The 18,687-nt window shown below is 62.7% G+C and carries 22 protein-coding genes; 9 read left to right on the forward strand and 13 right to left on the reverse strand.

Translation table 11 applies throughout. From position 1 onward, the window contains the following. Positions 1-222: 222 nt before the first annotated feature. A complete protein-coding gene (locus tag ACQ4W6_RS22475) occupies positions 223-384 on the reverse strand; it encodes a hypothetical protein (protein WP_436569397.1) in 162 nt (53 codons plus the stop codon). A gap of 188 nt (positions 385-572) precedes the next feature. Between ACQ4W6_RS22475 and ACQ4W6_RS22480 the strand changes: the two genes are divergently transcribed. Next, positions 573-836: a heavy-metal-associated domain-containing protein gene (locus ACQ4W6_RS22480; RefSeq protein WP_436569398.1), complete on the forward strand. Its 264-nt coding sequence runs from the start codon at positions 573-575 to the stop codon at positions 834-836. A 26-nt stretch (positions 837-862) separates the two neighbouring features. On the opposite strand, the gene ubiT is transcribed toward ACQ4W6_RS22480, so the two are convergent. The 3 genes from ubiT to ubiU form a co-directional block, all read right to left on the reverse strand. Then, on the reverse strand, positions 863-1,390 hold the full coding sequence (gene ubiT, locus ACQ4W6_RS22485; protein ID WP_436569399.1) for a ubiquinone anaerobic biosynthesis accessory factor UbiT: 528 nt from the start codon (positions 1,388-1,390) through the stop codon (positions 863-865). 20 nt (positions 1,391-1,410) lie between these two features. Further along, entirely contained in the window at positions 1,411-2,307 is an 897-nt protein-coding gene (ubiV, locus tag ACQ4W6_RS22490) for a ubiquinone anaerobic biosynthesis protein UbiV (RefSeq protein ID WP_436569400.1), read from the reverse strand. Positions 2,308-2,384: 77 nt separating this feature from the next. Then, positions 2,385-3,422, reverse strand: a complete 1,038-nt coding sequence (gene ubiU, locus ACQ4W6_RS22495; RefSeq protein WP_436569401.1) for a ubiquinone anaerobic biosynthesis protein UbiU — start codon at positions 3,420-3,422, stop codon at positions 2,385-2,387. A gap of 160 nt (positions 3,423-3,582) precedes the next feature. Here ubiU and ACQ4W6_RS22500 point away from each other — a divergent pair, with 160 nt between their 5' ends. The 6 genes from ACQ4W6_RS22500 (at position 3,583) to ACQ4W6_RS22525 (ending at position 11,502) form a co-directional block, all read left to right on the forward strand. After that, positions 3,583-3,990: a hypothetical protein gene (locus tag ACQ4W6_RS22500; RefSeq protein ID WP_436569402.1), complete on the forward strand. Its 408-nt coding sequence runs from the start codon at positions 3,583-3,585 to the stop codon at positions 3,988-3,990. A gap of 121 nt (positions 3,991-4,111) precedes the next feature. Continuing rightward, positions 4,112-5,869: a ribonucleoside triphosphate reductase gene (locus ACQ4W6_RS22505; RefSeq protein ID WP_436569403.1), complete on the forward strand. Its 1,758-nt coding sequence runs from the start codon at positions 4,112-4,114 to the stop codon at positions 5,867-5,869. Then, positions 5,866-6,063, forward strand: coding sequence for an anaerobic ribonucleoside-triphosphate reductase (gene nrdD / locus ACQ4W6_RS22510; RefSeq protein WP_436569404.1), 198 nt, complete (start codon positions 5,866-5,868; stop codon positions 6,061-6,063). The genes ACQ4W6_RS22505 and nrdD overlap by 4 nt, the downstream gene beginning before the upstream one ends. Further along, positions 6,053-6,775, forward strand: coding sequence for an anaerobic ribonucleoside-triphosphate reductase activating protein (locus tag ACQ4W6_RS22515; protein ID WP_436569418.1), 723 nt, complete (start codon positions 6,053-6,055; stop codon positions 6,773-6,775). The genes nrdD and ACQ4W6_RS22515 overlap by 11 nt, the downstream gene beginning before the upstream one ends. A 132-nt stretch (positions 6,776-6,907) precedes the next feature. Continuing rightward, a complete protein-coding gene (locus ACQ4W6_RS22520) occupies positions 6,908-10,975 on the forward strand; it encodes a Pls/PosA family non-ribosomal peptide synthetase (RefSeq protein WP_436569405.1) in 4,068 nt (1,355 codons plus the stop codon). Beyond that, positions 10,972-11,502, forward strand: coding sequence for a 4'-phosphopantetheinyl transferase family protein (locus ACQ4W6_RS22525; protein ID WP_436569406.1), 531 nt, complete (start codon positions 10,972-10,974; stop codon positions 11,500-11,502). The genes ACQ4W6_RS22520 and ACQ4W6_RS22525 overlap by 4 nt, the downstream gene beginning before the upstream one ends. A 203-nt stretch (positions 11,503-11,705) precedes the next feature. On the opposite strand, the gene ACQ4W6_RS22530 is transcribed toward ACQ4W6_RS22525, so the two are convergent. Continuing rightward, positions 11,706-11,852: a hypothetical protein gene (locus ACQ4W6_RS22530; protein ID WP_436569407.1), complete on the reverse strand. Its 147-nt coding sequence runs from the start codon at positions 11,850-11,852 to the stop codon at positions 11,706-11,708. 21 nt (positions 11,853-11,873) lie between these two features. Between ACQ4W6_RS22530 and ACQ4W6_RS22535 the strand changes: the two genes are divergently transcribed. Together ACQ4W6_RS22535 and ACQ4W6_RS22540 are read left to right on the forward strand one after the other, a co-directional pair. Continuing rightward, the gene (locus tag ACQ4W6_RS22535; protein ID WP_436569408.1) at positions 11,874-12,101 is read left to right on the forward strand and encodes a protein L; all 228 of its coding nucleotides are present in this window, start codon (positions 11,874-11,876) and stop codon (positions 12,099-12,101) included. Positions 12,102-12,177: 76 nt separating this feature from the next. Further along, positions 12,178-12,582: a hypothetical protein gene (locus ACQ4W6_RS22540; RefSeq protein ID WP_436569409.1), complete on the forward strand. Its 405-nt coding sequence runs from the start codon at positions 12,178-12,180 to the stop codon at positions 12,580-12,582. Here ACQ4W6_RS22540 and ACQ4W6_RS22545 read toward each other — a convergent pair. From ACQ4W6_RS22545 to ACQ4W6_RS22580, 8 genes are all read right to left on the reverse strand, one after another. Next, the gene (locus tag ACQ4W6_RS22545; protein WP_436569410.1) at positions 12,579-13,610 is read right to left on the reverse strand and encodes an RNA methyltransferase; all 1,032 of its coding nucleotides are present in this window, start codon (positions 13,608-13,610) and stop codon (positions 12,579-12,581) included. The genes ACQ4W6_RS22540 and ACQ4W6_RS22545 overlap by 4 nt on opposite strands. 77 nt (positions 13,611-13,687) lie before the next feature. After that, on the reverse strand, positions 13,688-14,029 hold the full coding sequence (locus ACQ4W6_RS22550) for a zinc ribbon domain-containing protein YjdM (protein WP_436569411.1): 342 nt from the start codon (positions 14,027-14,029) through the stop codon (positions 13,688-13,690). A 102-nt stretch (positions 14,030-14,131) separates the two neighbouring features. Then, positions 14,132-15,106, reverse strand: coding sequence for a CDF family Co(II)/Ni(II) efflux transporter DmeF (gene dmeF, locus ACQ4W6_RS22555; protein ID WP_436569412.1), 975 nt, complete (start codon positions 15,104-15,106; stop codon positions 14,132-14,134). A gap of 17 nt (positions 15,107-15,123) precedes the next feature. Continuing rightward, positions 15,124-15,399: a metal/formaldehyde-sensitive transcriptional repressor gene (locus ACQ4W6_RS22560; RefSeq protein ID WP_436569413.1), complete on the reverse strand. Its 276-nt coding sequence runs from the start codon at positions 15,397-15,399 to the stop codon at positions 15,124-15,126. 121 nt (positions 15,400-15,520) lie between these two features. After that, complete coding sequence (locus tag ACQ4W6_RS22565; RefSeq protein WP_436569414.1) at positions 15,521-16,348, reverse strand: TlpA family protein disulfide reductase; 828 nt, start codon at positions 16,346-16,348, stop codon at positions 15,521-15,523. Between the two features lie 75 nt (positions 16,349-16,423). Further along, entirely contained in the window at positions 16,424-16,990 is a 567-nt protein-coding gene (locus ACQ4W6_RS22570) for a DUF2325 domain-containing protein (RefSeq protein ID WP_436569419.1), read from the reverse strand. 318 nt (positions 16,991-17,308) lie between these two features. Further along, the gene (locus ACQ4W6_RS22575) at positions 17,309-17,521 is read right to left on the reverse strand and encodes a hypothetical protein (protein ID WP_436569415.1); all 213 of its coding nucleotides are present in this window, start codon (positions 17,519-17,521) and stop codon (positions 17,309-17,311) included. Between the two features lie 169 nt (positions 17,522-17,690). Then, the gene (locus ACQ4W6_RS22580) at positions 17,691-18,203 is read right to left on the reverse strand and encodes a hypothetical protein (protein WP_436569416.1); all 513 of its coding nucleotides are present in this window, start codon (positions 18,201-18,203) and stop codon (positions 17,691-17,693) included. Positions 18,204-18,687 lie beyond the last annotated feature (484 nt).

Genomic DNA, 18,687 nt, shown 5'->3' on the forward strand with positions numbered 1-18,687 from the left:
TCAGGGCGTTCTTTGGCTGGCAGGCGCTTGCTGTTGAACGGGCGTATGGCGTCCCGCGCAATACCTGCCATAGAGGTTTCGCTGGGGAAATGTTGTAACGCGGAATCATGTTCGGCGATAATTTTATAAGTGTCAACAGGTGTTCTGTTGAACTCGTCTTGATATTAATCAAACAAGCTGCGCACGATTGAATTACTTATTTGACATGCATCAAAAATACCATTAGTAATATTTTAGACGACGTCCGATGCAGCCTGCGGCCAGTTGCTGGAACAGGCCTTCGGTGCTGTTCGACGTATCGATGCGCAAGCCATGCGCTGGCACGGTGGCCGCACCGAGCCCACGCAGCTGCCTGGCAGGCAGCCGAGCCAGGTCGCCCGGCAAGGTGCGCTTATCGATTGGAATATGGAAACTGTGTATAAAACAACAGCAGTCAAGGGTGAGTCCGGGCGCCGTAGAATTAACCCAGATCAATAAAACTGCAAATACAAAAAAAATCGTGCGTGCTGCTCTGGACGGCATGCGCGTCCCTCGCCTACGCTGTTTTTTTATTTGAAAAACAAGAGGAACACATGCAAACTGCACGCTTGAATATCATCGGCATGGATCACGAAGGCTGCGCCGACCGGCTGACGGGCGCGCTCGAAGCGGTCAACGGCGTGGCCACGGTATGCGTCTCGCTGGCCAGTCACGGCGCCACGGTGCAATTTGACGAACGCCTTGCCACGCAGGCGCGCCTGCTGGCGGCCGTCAACGATGCCGGCTTCATGGGTGAAACAACGGCGGATGAACCATTACCGACCTGCAGCGGCGCCTGCGGCCACTGCCGCCACTGAGCATCTTTCCGTCTGCTACCGCCCCTTCACCCGCCCCGCGCACCCCGGTCGCGCAGATGCGCCAGCACGCGGCGTGGTCCCAGCGCCTGCAAGTCAAACGGCGGCAACTCGATGGCGTCGAGCGTATTCTTGAACAGCAAGCCCAGTTCCGTATCGCCTTCCAGGCTCAAACGGCGGCTAAAAAACAGGGTATCGGGATCTTCCTGGCGCCGCGCCAGCAGCATCAGGTCATGCACGCTGGCGGCGATGCACAGGTCGGGCGCGCCGACATAACGCTCGGCCGCGAAGACCGTGCCCTGCCATTCGAAATCGAAGGCGATGCCCGCGTCGAGCAGGCGCAAGCGCAGGCTGCGTCCTTCCAGGCGGCGCCGCACATCGTCGGGCAATTGCGGCGCCAGCAAACGGTTCAAGCCCTGCACGAAAAGCCAGGACGCGGGGTACGGTGGCAGCCTGGACAGCAATTCGGCCAGCGGCTCGGGCAGCCTGTACGCCGCTGTGGGCCTGCCAGTGGCAGGCGGGGCCTGCACGGGCAATCTTTCCAGTTGATCTTGCATGATGATTCCTTTCGCTGCGTTCAATGGGCGGTTCCTTGTTCCATGCCGGGCTGGCCATGCCAATAGCCGTCGCAGGCGCCGGCCGGCTGGCAGGCGGCCAGCTGCGCCTGGGCGCCGATGCCGCTGACCTGGCCGCGCCTGGCGCGGTCAAAAATACCGATGACTTTTTCCGTATGCATGGCTTGGGGACTGATGCGCGCCACGGCGACGCCCATGTCGCGCATGGCATCGAGTTCGCGCACCAGGTTATAGACCAGCGCCGACTGCGTCTGCGTGCCGTTGAGCACCAGGAACGGCACTGCGTCGCGCGTGCGCAGCAGCAAGCCGTCCGGCTCTTCCAGGCAGCTGTAGCGGCAATCGTCCTTCGGCAAGTTGCGGTTGCGCGCCGTGAAGCAGCGCGCGGAAAACGCCAGCGGCATGCGGCCATAGGCGAAGACTTCCGTTTCCAGTCCTTCCGGCTTCTGGCGCTGCATTTCGGCCAGCGCTTCCTGCCCCATTTCCAGCGGCATCACCCAGCGCCGCGCGCCCAGGCGCGCCAGCAATTGCAGGCTGGGGCCATTGAACAGGTTCAGGTGCGGGCCGGCGACGAAGGGCGCGCCCTTGTCCATGCAGTGCACGGCACCCATGTCGTTCGCCTCGACGATATAGCGTCCATTGCCCGTGATGCGGCGCAAGGTCGCCAGTTCGGCGCCCGCCTCGATCAGCGCCTGTGTCGACAGCACCACTTCCTTGCCGCTGGCAGCGAGCATGTCGGCGATATCGAGCCAGTCGGCCAGGCGCAGTTCATGCCGGCGCGAGCACACGGTTTCGCCCAGATACACGATATCGACGGCTGTCGTGGCGATGTGCTGGTAAAACTCGAAAACGGTGGTGCGCGGCCAGTAGTACAACAGGGGGCCCAGTGAAAGTTTCAGCATATCTGTTCCATTACTTTTTAAGTGATAAAACCGTAGCGAGCGCCTCGCGGCGTGGCCGAGAAGCGCAGTAGGTTTTTCTATTTCCAGGAGCGGTGGTAAGCACCCAAAGTGTGCTGCTGGCCCTCGGCCAGCTTGTCCAAGGCCGCCATCCAGCCCGGCTTGACGGCGTAGCGCGCATTGCCTGCGCGGCAGGCGTCGATCGCTTCGCGCCACACACGCGTTACCTGCGCAACATAGGCGGGGCTGCGCTGGCGGCCTTCGATTTTCACGGCGCGCACGCCCATGGCGATCAATTGCGGCAGCAGCGCCAGCGTGTTCAAGCTGGCCGGTTCCTCGATCGCGTAATACTCTTCGTCGTTGACTTCAAAACGCCCCTTGCACAGGGTGGGATAACTGGCGTTTTCGCCGGGCGCGTAGCGGTCGATCAGCACGCCGTTCAGGCGCGATTCCAGGCCTTGCGGCGTTTCCAGCCAGCGCACGGCCTTGGCCGGCGAGCACACGCCGTGCGTGTTCGGCGCCTCGCCCGTCGCATACGAGGACAGCGCGCAGCGCCCCTCGACCATCACGCACAGGCTGCCGAAGCCGAATACCTCGATCTCCACCTCCGTCTTGGCTATCAATTGCTCCACCTGCGCCATGGACAGCACGCGCGGCAGCACGGCGCGGGCGATGCCGAAGTGCTCATGATAAAAATTGATGGCCTCGTAATTGGTGGCCGAACCCTGCACGGACAGATGCAGGCGCAGCTGTGGGTGGTGCTGGGCTGCATACGCCATCAGGCCCGGGTCGGCGACGATCATGGCGTCGATGCCCGCCTGCGCGGCGCGATCGATGGCGCTGCGCCACACGGCCCAGTTGTGCGGCTGCGGATAGGTATTCAAGGCCAGCAGCACCTTGCGCCCATACTGGTGGGCGTAGCGAACGCCTTCGGCGATGGCCTTTTCGTCAAAATTGAGACCGGCAAAATTGCGCGCGTTGGTGGCGTCGCGAAAGCCCAGGTAGACGGTGTCGGCGCCATTGTCGACGGCCGCTTTCAGGGCTGGCAGGCTGCCGGCGGGACAGACCAGTTCCAGCGGTCCCGTCACGCGGCTGGCGGTGGTTGATTCAAGCATCATGATGTTCATTTCCCGTGTCGGCTCAGGGTGCAGACTATAGCCCCGCGCAGGCCACGCAGTCCTTGACGCAGGTGAAGGAATGCGTGCGTGGGCGGCGTACATTCCATTTGCTTGACCGCGCTGTAAAATGCTCCATCTCCGCCCTATTGCACTCGCCGCCATGCCCCGCAAACCGCTGCTGATCTTCCTGCTGACCCTTTTCCTCACCGTGCTGCAAGTGCAGTGGGCCGCGCCTGCCGAAGGCTATGACGCCGACACGCTGTCCATCCTGTCGCCCGAGGTGCTGGGTGCCTGGCCCGGCGTGCTGCTGTTCTTGCTGGCCGTTTTCACGCGCCGCCAGATGCCGCTGCTGCGCCAGGCCGCCATCTGCACGGGCCTGTTGGCCCTCTACTGGCTGCTGGCGAACTACGTCACGTTCGATATGCGCGTGGCCAGCTGGAGCACCTACTCGCCGCTGGAAATCTGGCTGCACGTGCTGCCCGCTTCCCTCATCAGCATCGCCGCCTGCGGCGCCGCGCATTTCGGCCTGAGCTACTTCATCCTGCGCCAGGGAGGCGCGAAAAAGTAAGCCGGGTTTTTTTTCACCTGCATCAAGGATTCGCCATACAACTGCACGACACCTTTGACGCCACTACATTTAGTGATTAATCTCCATAAAAACACCGCATGTTGTGTTTATTGGAGGTTTCATGACTACACAGACAGTTCACCCCACACGCGGCCAGGTCGATGTCGCCGCGTCCATCAATGAATACCTGGAGCGGCGCGACTGGCGCGTCAACGCCAACGCCAACCAGGGCTACTCGCTGGGTGGCCTGATACTCAATGTGTCGGGCAAAGTCATCGCCAACTACTGGCTGGACCAGGTGTATCCACCCGAGGTGGGCGCGGCGCACCGCGAAGCGGCCCTGCACATCCACGACCTCGACATGCTGGCCGGCTATTGCGCCGGCTGGTCGCTGCGCACCTTGCTGCACGAAGGCTTGAACGGTGTGCCCGGCAAGATCGAGTCCGGCCCGCCGAAACACATGTCGAGCGCCATCGGCCAGATCGTCAACTTCCTCGGTACACTGCAAAATGAATGGGCCGGCGCGCAAGCCTTCAGCTCCTTCGACACCTATATGGCGCCCTACATCCGCAAGGACAAGCTGCGCTATGAAGACGTGCGCCAATATATGCAGGAACTGATCTTCAACCTCAACGTACCGTCGCGCTGGGGCACGCAGACGCCATTTACCAACCTGACCTTCGACTGGGTCTGTCCGGACGATCTGCGCGAGCAGATCCCCGTGATCGCCGGCCAGGAGATGGACTTCCGCTATGGCGAACTGCAACTTGAGATGGACATGATCAACCGCGCCTACATCGAGATCATGATGGCGGGCGACGCCAAGGGGCGCGTATTCACTTTCCCCATCCCCACCTATAACATCACCGAGGATTTCGACTGGCATAGCGAAAATGCGGAACGCCTGTTCGAGATGACGGCTCGCTACGGCCTGCCCTACTTCCAGAATTTCATCAACTCGGAACTCAAGCCGAACATGATCCGCTCCATGTGCTGCCGTTTGCAACTGGACTTGCGCGAACTGCTGAAACGCGGCAATGGCCTGTTCGGCTCGGCAGAGCAGACGGGTTCCCTGGGCGTGGTGACGATCAATTGCGCGCGCCTGGGACATTTGTGGCGCGGCGACGAAGCAGGCCTGCTGGCGGACCTGGACCGCCTGCTGGAGCTGGGCAAGACCAGCCTGGAAATCAAGCGCGCCACCATCGAGGACTTGATGCAGCAAGGCCTGTTCCCGTACACGAAACGCTACCTGGGCACCCTGCGCAACCATTTTTCCACGCTGGGCGTCAACGGCATCAATGAAATGATCCGCAATTTCAGCGGCGACGCCTGGGACATCACTGCGCCCGAAGGCCATGCGCTGGCGATCCGCCTGCTCGACCATGTGCGTGTGCGCATGCTGGAGTTCCAGGAAGAGACGGGGCATATGTACAACCTGGAAGCGACACCGGCCGAAGGCACGACCTACCGCTTCGCCCGCGAAGACCGCAAACGCTATCCCGCCATCCTGCAAGCTGGCACCAGCGACAATCCGTATTACACGAATTCCTCGCAACTGCCCGTGGGCCACACGGACGACCCGTTTGAAGCACTGCAATTGCAGGACGCGCTGCAGCGCAAGTACACGGGCGGCACGGTACTGCACCTGTACATGACGGAAGCGCTGTCAGACGCCAACGCCTGCCGCGAACTGGTGAAACGCGCCCTGAGCCGCTTCTCGCTACCCTACATTACCGTCACGCCCACCTTTTCCATCTGCCCGCGCCACGGTTACCTGGCAGGAAAACACGAGTTTTGCCCCACCTGCGACGCGGAACTGATCGCCCGCAAGCAGGCCCAATCGAACCATCCGACACACCCACAGGAGACAACCGCATGACCATTACCGCCACCACCGCCGCCATCACCCTGGCCGACAACGAACGCCAGCGCTGCGAAATCTGGACCCGCGTGATGGGCTACCACCGCCCCGTCGCCTCGTTCAACATCGGCAAACAGGGCGAATTCCACGAGCGCCAGTACTTTACGCAAGCGAGCGCCCGGCTTGACCAGCCCGTCTGCCATGGCAGCTGAATTGAAAGTGGGCGGCCTGACGCCCTTTTCCGCCAGCGACTACCCAGGCAAGCTGGCGGCCGTGATCTTCGTGCAGGGCTGCCCCTGGCGTTGCGGCTACTGCCACAACCCCCATTTGCAGCCGCGCACGCAAGACGGCGTGATGCCCTGGCGCGACGTGCTGGCCTGGCTGCGCCGCCGCGTGGGCCTGCTCGACGCCGTCGTCTTCAGCGGCGGCGAAGCCTGCATGGATCCGGTGCTCGAACGTGCCATCGTCGATGTCAAGGCGCTGGGTTTTGCCATCGGCCTGCATACGGCCTGCATCTATCCGCAGCGCCTGGTGCAGGTGCTGCCCCTGCTCGACTGGGTAGGCTTCGACATCAAGGCGCCGTTCAGCGACTATCGTCATGTGACCCGCGTGGCCGGCAGCGGCGACCCGGCGCGCGCCTGCCTGGACGCCATCGTGGCCAGCGGCGTCGCTCATGAGTGCCGCACCACCGTGCACCCGGACCTGCTGCCCGATGAACAGCTGCTGGCCCTGGCCAGAACCCTGGCCGCCAAGGGCGTTAACAACTACGTGCTGCAGCAGTTCCGGGCCGACGGCTGCGTTGATACTGCGTTGGCCGGTCGCTCCCTGCACGGCTATCCGGCGGCGCGCACGCTGGCGCAGATTGGCGCCATGTTTCCCCGTTTTACATTCCGTCAGCATGGCGGTGAGCCTGTAGCGAAATAATTGCTGAAAGCCTGGCAAAAGTCCCCGTTCTGCAACGCAGAAATGTCTAGCGTACTGTAATGTATCAACTGTGCTGCGCACCACGCGCAGCCCATTTGTTTCCACACACAGCATGACAAATAAGCCTCATCCATGAACGATTTCACCGCAGCCAGCCCAGGCACCCCGTCCACCCATGCTGACATCCTGTACGGCCCGCCGCGACCGGATTTGCTGCGCGAGGAAGTGCTAGCCGACCTGCTGGAAGCGACCGTCCGCCGCTGCCCGCAGCAAATTGCCCTGATCGACGGCGCACGCCGCATCACGTATGCCGAACTCGATGCCCAGGCGGGACTGGCGGCATCGCGCCTGGTGGCGGCCGGCGTGAAGCCCGGCGACATCGTCGGCCTGTGGCTGCCACGCGGCGCCCATCTGCTGCTGATGCAGGCCGCCATTGCCAAGGCGGGTGCCGCCTGGCTGCCTGTCGATGAAGACACGCCCGTCGAGCGCCTGCAAGTTTGCATCGATAACGCCAACGGCTTTGGTGTCGTCAGCTGTGCGCAGTTCGCGCCGCGCCTGCAGGAAGCTGGCATTAGCCGCCCCATGTGGACGGCCGAAAGCCTGCTGGCGCCCGCCGCACAGGGCGAACACCTGCCCGCGCGCGCAACCGTCCTGCCCGAACACCCGGCATACGTGATCTACACTTCCGGTTCCACGGGCAAGCCAAAGGGCATCTTGATTTCCCAGCGCAGCATCTGCCACTTCCTGCGCAGCGAAAACGCCGTGCTGGAAGTGACGCAGGCCGATACCGTCTACCAGGGTTTTTCGGTGGCTTTCGACATGTCGTTCGAGGAAATCTGGATCGCCTACCTGGTGGGCGCCACCCTGTGGCTGGGCCCCAAGGACATCTCGGGTGATCCGGAAGCGCTACCGCGCGCGCTGGCGGCCAATCACGTCACCGTGCTGCACGCCGTGCCGACCTTGCTGGCCCTGTTCGCCGAAGAAGTACCCAGCTTGCGGTTGATCAACCTGGGCGGCGAAATGTGCCCGGAATCCCTGGTCGAGCGCTGGTCGCGCCCGGGCCGCGCCATGTTCAATACCTATGGCCCCACCGAGGCCACCGTCTCGTGCAGCCTGGCGCGCCTGCGGCCAGGTGAGCCGGTGACCATCGGCACGCCACTGCCCAACTACGGCTTGCTGGTACTGCAAGTGGCCGAGCCGGGAGAAAACCGCCCCTTGACCTTGCTGGCGCGCGGCGAAACGGGAGAGCTGTGCATCATCGGCCCCGGTCTGGCCGAGGGTTACCTGGGCAGGCCCGACCTGACGGTCGAAAAATTCCTGCCCAATCCGTGGTCCACGGGGCAGGATGCGGGTGCAGATTATGCGCGCCTGTACCGCACGGGCGACCTGGCGCGTATCGATCCTGACGGCCAGGTGCTGTGCCTGGGCCGCGCCGACGATCAGGTGAAAATTCGCGGCTTCCGCGTGGAGCTGGGCGAAATCGAAGCCGTGCTGGCGCAGCAGGCGGGCGTGGGCACGGTGGCAGTCCTGCTGCGCAAGGATGACGGCATCGACCAGTTGGTGGCGTATATCGTCGGCAGCGACGACGCCCCGCACGACGCGCTGACAGCCAAGACCCTGCGCACAGCCTTGAACCTGCACCTGCCGCCGTACATGGTGCCGGGCCGCTTCGAGCTGCTGGCGCTGATGCCGCGCCTGACCTCAGGCAAGATCGACAGGAAGGCATTGAAAGCCATGCCTTTGTGCGCGCCGCCGGCCGGCGAAGCGGGTGAATCGGATGTGCCGGAAACGCCAGCAGAGGCGGCCCTGTTCGCGGCGCTGGCGCAGCTGTTCCCGGGCCAGGCCATCTTGCGCCGGCTCGATTTCTTCAGCGACCTCGGTGGCCATTCCTTTTTGGCGGCGCGCCTGGCGTCCAGCCTGCGCGCCGATCCGAATTTTGCCCACATGACGGTGCGCGACATCTACCAGAACCGGCAAATCGGCAAGATCGCCGCCGTGTTGAACGAGACGCCCGCGCTGGCCACGCCCGAGGCGCAATGGACGCCGCCGTCCACAGCCAGGCGCTGGCTGTGCGGCGCAGCGCAGGCAGCGGCCGTGCCGGGCCTGGTCACCCTGCGCATGGCGCAGTGGATGGCGCCCTTCTTCACCTATCACTTCTTCACCGGCGAGACGGGCGACACGGTGCCGCGCGCCATCGCCGCCTCGATCGGCGTATTCCTGCTGGCGACCCTGGCCGAATTTGCCATCGCCATCGGCGGCAAATGGCTGATCGCCGGGCGCCTGAAGCCAGGCAGTTATCCGCTGTGGGGCCTGACGTATTACCGCTGGTGGCTGGCCGACCGGCTGGTCGAATCGGCACCCGCGTATCTGCTCAGCGGCTCGTCACTCAATAGCTGGTGGCTGCGCGCGCTGGGCGCGAAGGTCGGCAAGGAAGTCGTCATCGGCTCGATGACACTGCGCGCGCCCGACTTGCTCGACATCGGCGACAACGTCAGTGTGGGCAATGCCGTCAACTTTGAAAACGCCAGGGTGGAACGGGGCCGCTTGCTGCTGGGCCGCATCAGCATCGGCGATGACGCCTGTATCAGTTCCTATGCGATTTTGGAAGGCAATACCAGCGTGGGCGCCTTTGGCCACCTGGAGGGACAATCGGCGCTGGCCGATGGCGTGTCGGTGCCGGCGGGCCGGATCTGGACAGGCTCCCCGGCGCGCGACATAGGCGCTTTTGACGTAGCCAGCCAGCCGCCGCGCCCTGCCGTGTCGCGTTTGCGCCTGATGGGCGAAAGCGTGTTTTTCTGCTTCGGCATGGTCCTGATCGCCGTGCTGTTCTTCATGCCCGTCTTCCCCAGCTTCGTGCTGATCGACTGGTTCGACGAGCGCGAAATGATGCCGTGGCTGCAGGGGCGCGACGTGACGACCCAGCTGGCGCGCTACTTCCTGCTGGCCTTCCCCGCCAGCGCCGTGCTGATCGTGCTCACGGCACTGCTGTCGGCGGCCATCCGCTGGGGCGCGCTGCCCCGCTTGAAACCGGGCACCTCGCCCGTGCACAGCAATATCTATTGCGCCAAGTGGCTGGTCAGCCATATCCAGGAGTCGAGCCTGAACGTCCTGCACGGTATTTATGCCACCGTGTTCGCGCCTTACTGGTATCGCCTGCTGGGCGCCAAGGTGGGCAAGGGCGCCGAAATTTCCACGGCGCTGGGGGTGGTACCCGACATGCTGACCCTGGGCGACGACACTTTCATCGCCGACGCCGTGATGCTGGGCGACGAACAGATCGACGGCGGCTGGATGACCATGCGCCCCACCGTCATCTCGCACCGCAGTTTCGTCGGCAATGGCAGCTATATCCCGGACGGCACCACCCTGCCCGAGCACGTGCTGATCGGCGTGCACACGCATGCGCCGCGCAATGAACAAATGCACAGCGGCGACACCTGGCTCGGTTCGCCACCCATGCACCTGCCCGCGCGCGAACAGGTCAGCGGCTATCCCGAACACCTGACCTTCAAGCCGTCCATGCTGCGCCGCCTGGGCCGCAGCCTGATCGAAGCCTTCCGCATCGTCGCGCCGCACGCGGTAGTGATCGCCGTCGGCTATACGCTGGTGCTGGACGTCATGCCGATCGCGGGCGCCGGCCGCTGGGGCGAGGTGGTCGGCGACCTGGCGATCGCCGGCCTGGCCTACGGCATCGGCAATTTTTTGGTGGTCGTGCTGTTCAAGTGGCTGCTGCTGGGACGCTACCGCAAGCATGCAGCGCCCATGTGGACGCCATTCGTGTGGGTTTCGGAAGGCGTGACGAATTTATACGAAGGCATCGCCGTGCCCAATTTCATGCGCTACCTGCGCGGTACGCCGTGGCTGCCGCTGGCTTTTCGCCTGTTTGGCTGCAAGATCGGCCGCGGCGTCTACATGGACACCACCGACATCACGGAATTTGACTGCGTGCACATCGGCGACTACAGTGAGCTCAATGCCCTCACCTGCCCGCAGACGCATCTGTTCGAAGACCGCGTGATGAAGATCGACCACGTGGAAATTGGCCAGCGCGTCTACATGGGCCCGCGCAGTTCCGTGCTGTATGGCGCAAAAGTGGGCGACAATGCGCGCCTGGGCCCCTTGACGCTGGTGATGAAGGGCGAGCATATCCCCGCCGGCAGCAACTGGGCAGGCTGCCCGGCGGCGCCTCTGCATACATGATGGAGGTGACCCGGTACTGGTCACAGGACGGCTTGCTGGTGATCGGCATCGACGCCCCTGCCTCGCGTGCCGAAGCCAGAGCACTTCTGCGCCAGGCAGTGCGCATTGCGGCAGCGCAGTGGTTGAACATGGATATCGATTCCATCGCGATGGCGTCAACGCCAGGGCAAGCTCCGCGCCTGCTGCTGGCCGGCCGCGCGGCGTGGCTGTCGTTCAGCCATGAAGCGGGTCTGTCGCTGGCCGCCATCCACCTGCATGGCCCAATCGGCATCGACGTGATGCGCGTGCAGGACATTGCCGACTGGCAGAACGTGGCGCGCGATTATCTGGGGCCGCAGGTGGCACAGGAACTGGCCGCCTGCCCTGCCGCGCAACGTCCGCTGCAATTGGCGCAGGCCTGGACGGCGCGCGAAGCGGCGCTCAAGTGCGCAGGCGTCCAGCTTGCGGAGTGGAGCGGGGCCGCGCCAGCCTGCCGCTTGCAAGCTTTATCCGTCCCGGCGCCCTGCGTGGCGGCCCTCGCATATTAGTCTTCCTTCCCTTTGCCCGCTGCGCCGATCTGGACGAAAATCACTTTTACGATAATACTGACGCAGACTCCCAGCACCCCGATCAATTCCAGCATGGTCTTTCCTTTGCAGTGATAGCAGAGCAATCCACTGTATCGCGAACGTCGGGGCACGACCAAGACCAATATCAAATCAGGCAGTCTATAATTTCGAAAAGGCATACATCAGCCTTCTGCATACAGCGCCGCATCCACATCGCGCACGGCCGCCATCAGCAAGGCCTGCTTGATGGCATAGAGCTTGCCGTCCATGCGCACGCCAAGGCGCGCGCGGTCAAGGCTGCGCACGATTCTGTGCCAGAATAGGTTCATCGCCCACTTTCAGAGGAACCCATGGCCGACTACAAAAACCCCAGCTACGTGGCCCGCTCCATGCATCCGCGCTTCGACGAACTGACGTCACCCGGCGAAGCCGTGCCGTACTCGGGCATCTACCGCTGCGACGGCTGCGCGCACGAAATCGTATCGACGGAAGGCCACGTCATGCCGCCGCAAAACCATCACCAGCACAGCGGCGAACAGGGACCGATCCGCTGGCGCCTGATCGTCAGCCCGCGCTGATAGTGCGGCGCAGATTGACATGCGCCAGGCATCGGCCGATACTTGATTCATCCTGGATCACCACTGGAATGCCCGCATGCGCGTCGTCGATTTTGAAGTCCGCAAGGAGTGCCCGCCGCAGCTGTGCGACTGCGAGCGCGAGCTGCTGCTGCAATATCCGCAGGCGGACATCGCCATCCTGCGCCTGAACCTGACGGAAGAAAAGCGCCTGCTCGCGCATATCGAGCACATCGATAGTTACGCGCAACTGAAAAAGCTGCAGGAACGCTTGAAGAGCAACCTGGGGGTGGAACTGCAGGTCGCGCCGGGCAGCAGCGAAGTGCGTACCGTGCGCGGCTTCCAGATCCGCCTGCTAGAGCAGCCTGGCCTGTGCCGCAAGACGCGCGCCGCCATTCCTGCCGCCGTGCGCCGCTGCCTGTCCGCGCATCCCGAGATCGCGTTTGCGATATTGAATGAAAACGATTTACTGGGTGGGTTTTAAGGAGTGCTGGCGCGTATGGGAATGACCTTGCCCTTCGCCGCGCGCGCCCGCAACTGCCCGCATCCCCCTTCCACATCCTGTCCCGCCGAATCGCGTAGCTTGGTCAGCACGCCCCGCCCGTGCAGGGTGGCGGCGATGGCACGCGCTTTTTCCCAGCTGGGGCGCTTGAATGGCAAGTCATCAATGGTGTTGTACGGGATCATGTTGAGCACCGCGTATTTGCCCTTCAAGAGTTCAACGATACCATCCATCTCGTCGTCGCCATCGTTGACGCCTTCCATCAAGGTCCACTGGTACTGCACCGGGTAGCCAGTCAGGCGCGCATACGATTCGCCAAATGCCACCAGTTCGCGCGGGGATAGCTTGGGCGCGCGCGGCAGCAGCTGCTCGCGCAGCGCCGGCTTGGTCGTGTGCAGCGACAAGGCCAGCGCCGGCTTGACCCGCCCCTGTGGCAGGCGCTCGAACGCGCGCGGATCGCCCACGGTGGAAAACACCAGGTTCTTGTGGCCGATATTGCCCTCGGTGCCCAGCAACTCGATCGCTTCCATTACATTGGCGAGGTTATGCGCCGGTTCGCCCATGCCCATGAAGACGACTTTTTTCACGGCACGCATGGTACGCGCCAGCACCACCTGCGCGACGATTTCGCCGCTGGTCACCTGGCGTATCAAGCCATCGCGGCCCGTCATGCAGAACTGGCAGCCGACAGCGCAGCCAACCTGGCTGGAAACGCACAGACCGTCGCGCGGCAGCAGCACGCTTTCCACCGTCTGGCCATCGTGCAGTCCCACCAGCAGGCGCGCCGAACCGTCCGCACCGGGATGGGTGCTGAGCAGCTTGAGCATGCCTTGCAGCTCCAAGTCCAGCGCAGGCAGCGCCTCGCGTACTGGCAGCGGCAGAAAATCCTCGGCGCGGCGCCGGCCCTGGTCGTGCGGCTGCGCCTGTATCCAGTCGCGCAGCACGCGCTGTTCGTGCAGTGGCTTGGCGCCCAAGGCGCGCAGGCGCTGGCGGAGATAGTCGATTTGCATGGGCGATAAGTAACAGCGGAATGAAAAACGGCGCGCCGGCACAAGGCAAGGCGCGCCGCATATGAAAATTAAAAAACTTAGACTTTTTTCACAAACTCGGTCTTCAGGCTCATGGAGCCGAAGCCGTCGATCTTGCAGTCGATATCATGATCGCTGTCGACCAGACGGATGTTCTTGACCTTGGTGCCCATCTTGACGACACCGCCGCCGCCCTTCAGCTTCAAATCCTTGATGACGCTGACCGTATCGCCGTCCTGCAGAATATTTCCGGCCGAATCGCGGTACACCCTGGCACCCTCTTCTACCGCATCGCCAGCCGTGGCCGACCATTCATGCGCGCATTCAGGGCAGATCAACTGGCTGCCATCTTCATACGTGAATTCGGATTTGCATTGCGGGCATGCTGGTAAGGTGCTCATACTTCTCTCTGTCTGGTGAACAGCGCCTGGCTGTAAAAGCCGACAGTATACTGCCTACACCCCGTATCAGCGCGCTTTTTTACGGCGCGCTGCGAACCCAGGTCAAGAACGGTATTGAATTTCGATGGTGCTGTGGACGATTTCTTCGTGAATGCCGATGCGCGCGCGCAGCTCGGCGGGGGTCAATGCGGCATCGCGGCTGACGACGGACAAGGCGCATGAATACAGCTGCTTGCTCACGCGCCAGACGTGCAGGTCGACGATGCGCGGCGTGTCGCCGCCGCTTTCCACCTCCACGGCCTCGCGGATTTCGGCCACCACCGGGTGGTCCATCTCGCGGTCCAGCAAGACCTTGCCCGTCTCCGTCATCAGCTTTTTCGCCCACAGCGCCACCAGCACGGCGCCGACGATGCCCATCACCGGGTCGAGCCAGCGCCAGCCATAAGCCCACGCACCGGCCAGGGCCACGATGGCCAGCACGGACGTGGCGGCGTCGGCCAGCACGTGGATATACGCCGCTTTCATGTTCAGGTCTTCGCCGTGGCCATGGTGATCATGGTGATCGTGGTGGTCGTGATGCTCATGATGGCCATGGCCATGGTCATGGTCGTGATGGCCGCCCAATATCAGCGCGCACACCAGGTTGACGGCCAGCCCGAAGGCCGCCACTGCCATCGCCTGCGGATAATGTATCGCCTGCGGCGAGAACAGGCGCTCGACGGAGGCCGCCACCATCAGCACGGCCACGCCCAGCAGCAAAATGGCGCTGGTGTAGCCGGCCAGGACTTCGATCTTCCACGTGCCGAAGGCGAAACGGGGATCGCGCGCATAGCGGCGCGCAGCCGCATAGGCAAAGGCGGCCAGGCCGATGGCCAGCGCGTGCGAACTCATATGCCAGCCGTCGGCCAGCAAGGCCATGGAGTTGTACCACCAGCCGGCGACTATCTCCAGCACCATGGTGGCCAGGGTAATCCACATGACCATGCGCGCGCGGCTTTCGGCCTTGACATTGGCGCCGCCAAAAACATGATCATGCTGCCAGGCGGATAAATCTTCCGCAATGTGTTCGTGTTTCATGCTGTTCTTCCTTGTGCTTATTTGAGGTAGGTACGCAGGATGGCGGCGATATCATCGGCGCCCCTGGCCCGTTCATCGCTGGCGATGTCGGGACTGGCCACGTGCTCGCGCAAGTGCTCTTCGATCACTTCCGCCATCAAGCCATTCACGGCGCCGCGCACGGCGGCGATCAGCTGCAGCACTTCGCCGCAGTCGCGGCCCTCTTCCAGGCCCCGCTCCAGGCCCTCCACCTGGCCGCGGATGCGCTTCACGCGGTTCAGCAGCTTAGTCTTGTTCTTCGATGTGTGTCCCATCGCCTCACTCCGCTTAAATACTATAGGGGGGTATACTATCAGAAAAAATTCCAGCTGCGGCCAGGCATAAAAAAAGCCGCGCATCCTGACCGATGGCGGCTCAATTGACATCGCATGCGGGCTAGGACGATGGCCCGGCAATCTTTTGCAACTTGCTGGCCAGCGACGCGTCGGACAATTCGCCCAGGTGGGTGTCGATCAAGCGCCCCTGCGCATCGTAGAACAGCGTGGTCGGCAAGGCGGAGGAACCGGCTGCCTTGCCCAGTGCCGCCTCGCTGTCGAGCACCACGTTGCGCAGCGCCAGGCCGGCCGGCTCAAGGAAAGCGTTGACGGCGGCGGCATCCTCGCGCTGGTTCGCATACACGAAAACGATACCTGCATGCGCGTTCTGCGCGGCCGCCAGCACGGGCATCTCGCGCCGGCATGGCGGGCACCAGCTAGCCCACAGGTTGACCACCATGGGCTTGCCACCGGCCAGCACCGCCAGGCTGATGGCAGTGCCGCCGACCGTCTGCAGCGCCACGGCCGGCAAGGCCGTCGGCTTGTCGTACGCCAGTCCCAGGCCAGCGCTCAACACGCCCCAGGCCAGCGCGCCGCCGGCCACGCTCATCGACAGGGGACGCCGCATGGCCGCCATGGCAGGACGCCGGCAGCGCCAGGCGGCGATGGCCAGTGCGGCAGCAATGCCGGCCGGCGCCATGAAGCCGCCGTCGCGGATGTTGATGATGGACCACGGCGCCGCGAGGTATTGCTCGTGCCAGCGCAAGACAAACGCCAGCCGCGCCACCAGCAAGCCGGCGATCAGCATATCGGAAACGAGGGGGCCGGCATCCGGCATCTGGCGATGGCGCCGCAGCCAATGCGCCACGCCGTAGGCGATACACAGGGAGACGAGCAGCAGGACCAGGCCTGTGGGCAAGGCCAGCGGGCCGATTTGCAGGGACAGCATGGGCGCTTTCAAGGACGTCGAATGGATGGCCATTCTGTCTTATGCGGATTAAGCGCAGGTTAAGAAGCGCGAAGTTCAGGTCGCCAGCGCTTCCTTGCGCACGAAATGCATGGCGTGCGGCTGGTCCACCAGCACGCACTGCTTGCCCGTTCGCTTGCAATGGTCATGCACTCTCCAGTAGGCGTCATGGCTGACGCAGCCCGTCTGGCAAATCACCAGGTCGGCCGCCACCAGGCTCGCTTCCAGGGCGGCAACGTCGTCGACGCCATCATCGCCACCCGCATGGTGCAGGAAGCGGCCACCGGCCTGCTCGATCGCCTGCTGCGCTACATTGGCGCCGCCCGCCCCCTGGCCCGGTTCGTGGGCCAGGTAGTTGCTCACATACAACACGGCTTTTTCGCGCACGCGTGCCAGCAGATCGGCTTGCAGCGCGGGCAAGGACGCGATGGAGGGCGACGCCAGCCACTGCAGGCGCAGCAATTCGCGCATCAGGTCCTGCACCCGCTCGCCGAGCCATTCGACTTTGCGCGCCAGCCGTGCCCGCGTGGGCAAGCCCGGCGCGGCAGCAGCCAATTCGGCCAGCGCTTCGCGCGCCAGCGCCAGCCTGGTGTCGCCGATGACGACCTGCGCCCGCGTGCGCATCAGCTGCGACTCCAGCTGCGCAATACGTATCGCCTGCGCCGCCTGCTCGGCCTGCATCGCACTGCAACGCGCCTGCGCGCGCCCGTACTCGCCCATCAGCACACGATGCTCGTGCGCGATGCTGTCCTCGTTGCCGTACCCATTGCCCATCGTGCCCTCCTCCGCTGCCCGGTGCGCTGGCGCCTGCCCATCGTCCACCTAGTTGACCCTCATTATAAATGAGAATCATTTTTATTTATGCTTGGGCCGTGCGTGGTGTAGGGGTATAGGCGATGCGGGACACGGCCAGCAAGCAAAGTTGCTAGTGCGGCCACAGGATCAACAAACAGAACCACCTATGCTTTTTCCCGAGCTGAGATCAAAACCAAAATCGCACTGGTAGCCATCGGATGGGCGATAGCTGCACGCGATACGCTCCTTTTCACGCACGCGCCCACCCTTCTCGATACCGCACTCACTTTTCCGGTCCGGTCCCATCGCATCAAACATTTCTTTTGCGGCGGAACCTCGCACATAAAACGCGATGCGCATATCGCCTTTGCCTGGCGCATGGGGCCACCCAGATCACCGCCGTAAATGATGTATTTTGCTTGCATGACTCGCGGCATCCAATCCCATGGCTCTGCAGCCTGAACCAGGGCGGCGGCGCCAAGCGCCAGTAGCAAAGGTAGCAGGTAGCAGGTAGCGGTTCATGGCATTCCTAGCCCTTTACGGTCACATGGAAATGGTTGTCATGGTGAATTCTTTGTATGACACGGGGAATTTCTTTGTCGTTAAAGAAAATCACTTTCACTATTGAATACTCCAAGAACAATGAAATTAACTTCGTGGTGGCATCATGGTCATATTGCGTATCCGACCAGGAAACCGACGCCTCTGCGCCATCTTTGCGCAGAGGCCTGACATCGATATCGAGTCCACTCTGGTGGCCCTCATGCGGATCAAACTTAGCCCCATCAGCGAGACTGAAATTACCGAAACCAATCGCTCGCTTATCCATCCCCTGCCATCGGGCCTCCACCATAAAAAGCAGGGAAAGCCACTTCGGATGCGCATCTTGTCCAGCCACGCGCGTAGGTGTGCCGTAAGCGTAATAAGCAAGCTTCCTGCGGCCGCTGGGGAAGAATGTAGTAGCCACGGCGATCTTTTGGTTGGATTTCCAGCATCGCGGCCTCTTTTTTGGAAAATATTCTGGCACTACTGGATTACCCATAGCATTACCATCGACAGATTATCTGCCAGCCATTGGTAACGGGGTAGAGATGGATCAAATTGATGGCTATATGCGATTGGAAGTGCCCAGACCGCGCTTGCCGCCAGTGCCTGAAGTGAGGAAACGGCGTTGGCCGCTGCGCGTAGCGCGGTGATTGGGCGATTCTGAGAGCCTTGCGCGTACTCGCGCAAGGCTTCGAATTCCACCCATCGGCCCCGCAAGGAGCCGATTCGGCTCCGGACTGCAGAAATGAAAAAACCGCAAACTCTTGCGAGTTTGCGGTTTTTAAAAATACTGGCGGAGACGGTGTCCGTAGAACACTACTATGAAAAATGACTCATTTTTCAGCACTACCCCCCTGTCTACCCAATCCACCCAAGTTAAGACATTTCAGCAATTTTTCTGACTCATGGCCTTGTGCGGTTTTCGGCCTGGAGTTCGTGGTTTTGAGAGATTTTCGCGATGGCGGTAGGTCCGGCCGGCA

This window comes from Janthinobacterium woesei (genome assembly GCF_051380875.1).
Lineage (GTDB): Bacteria > Pseudomonadota > Gammaproteobacteria > Burkholderiales > Burkholderiaceae_D > Janthinobacterium.

What these genes read in the sequence shown, in the direction of transcription:
- ubiV (WP_436569400.1), bottom strand. Translation starts at nt 2,307, where the DNA reads ATGCTGAAACTTTCACTGGGCCCCCTGTTGTACTACTGGCCGCGCACC.
- ACQ4W6_RS22480 (WP_436569398.1), top strand. Translation starts at nt 573, where the DNA reads ATGCAAACTGCACGCTTGAATATCATCGGCATGGATCACGAAGGCTGC.
- ubiU (WP_436569401.1), bottom strand. Translation starts at nt 3,422, where the DNA reads ATGATGCTTGAATCAACCACCGCCAGCCGCGTGACGGGACCGCTGGAA.
- ACQ4W6_RS22525 (WP_436569406.1), top strand. Translation starts at nt 10,972, where the DNA reads ATGATGGAGGTGACCCGGTACTGGTCACAGGACGGCTTGCTGGTGATC.
- ACQ4W6_RS22570 (WP_436569419.1), bottom strand. Translation starts at nt 16,990, where the DNA reads ATGCGCACGCGGGCGCAGGTCGTCATCGGCGACACCAGGCTGGCGCTG.
- ACQ4W6_RS22530 (WP_436569407.1), bottom strand. Translation starts at nt 11,852, where the DNA reads ATGAACCTATTCTGGCACAGAATCGTGCGCAGCCTTGACCGCGCGCGC.
- ACQ4W6_RS22515 (WP_436569418.1), top strand. Translation starts at nt 6,053, where the DNA reads ATGGCAGCTGAATTGAAAGTGGGCGGCCTGACGCCCTTTTCCGCCAGC.
- ACQ4W6_RS22575 (WP_436569415.1), bottom strand. Translation starts at nt 17,521, where the DNA reads ATGCGCATCGCGTTTTATGTGCGAGGTTCCGCCGCAAAAGAAATGTTT.
- ubiT (WP_436569399.1), bottom strand. Translation starts at nt 1,390, where the DNA reads ATGCAAGATCAACTGGAAAGATTGCCCGTGCAGGCCCCGCCTGCCACT.
- ACQ4W6_RS22540 (WP_436569409.1), top strand. Translation starts at nt 12,178, where the DNA reads ATGCGCGTCGTCGATTTTGAAGTCCGCAAGGAGTGCCCGCCGCAGCTG.
- nrdD (WP_436569404.1), top strand. Translation starts at nt 5,866, where the DNA reads ATGACCATTACCGCCACCACCGCCGCCATCACCCTGGCCGACAACGAA.
- ACQ4W6_RS22500 (WP_436569402.1), top strand. Translation starts at nt 3,583, where the DNA reads ATGCCCCGCAAACCGCTGCTGATCTTCCTGCTGACCCTTTTCCTCACC.
- ACQ4W6_RS22520 (WP_436569405.1), top strand. Translation starts at nt 6,908, where the DNA reads ATGAACGATTTCACCGCAGCCAGCCCAGGCACCCCGTCCACCCATGCT.
- ACQ4W6_RS22565 (WP_436569414.1), bottom strand. Translation starts at nt 16,348, where the DNA reads ATGCTGTCCCTGCAAATCGGCCCGCTGGCCTTGCCCACAGGCCTGGTC.
- ACQ4W6_RS22505 (WP_436569403.1), top strand. Translation starts at nt 4,112, where the DNA reads ATGACTACACAGACAGTTCACCCCACACGCGGCCAGGTCGATGTCGCC.
- dmeF (WP_436569412.1), bottom strand. Translation starts at nt 15,106, where the DNA reads ATGAAACACGAACACATTGCGGAAGATTTATCCGCCTGGCAGCATGAT.
- ACQ4W6_RS22560 (WP_436569413.1), bottom strand. Translation starts at nt 15,399, where the DNA reads ATGGGACACACATCGAAGAACAAGACTAAGCTGCTGAACCGCGTGAAG.
- ACQ4W6_RS22550 (WP_436569411.1), bottom strand. Translation starts at nt 14,029, where the DNA reads ATGAGCACCTTACCAGCATGCCCGCAATGCAAATCCGAATTCACGTAT.
- ACQ4W6_RS22545 (WP_436569410.1), bottom strand. Translation starts at nt 13,610, where the DNA reads ATGCAAATCGACTATCTCCGCCAGCGCCTGCGCGCCTTGGGCGCCAAG.
- ACQ4W6_RS22580 (WP_436569416.1), bottom strand. Translation starts at nt 18,203, where the DNA reads ATGGGTAATCCAGTAGTGCCAGAATATTTTCCAAAAAAGAGGCCGCGA.
- ACQ4W6_RS22535 (WP_436569408.1), top strand. Translation starts at nt 11,874, where the DNA reads ATGGCCGACTACAAAAACCCCAGCTACGTGGCCCGCTCCATGCATCCG.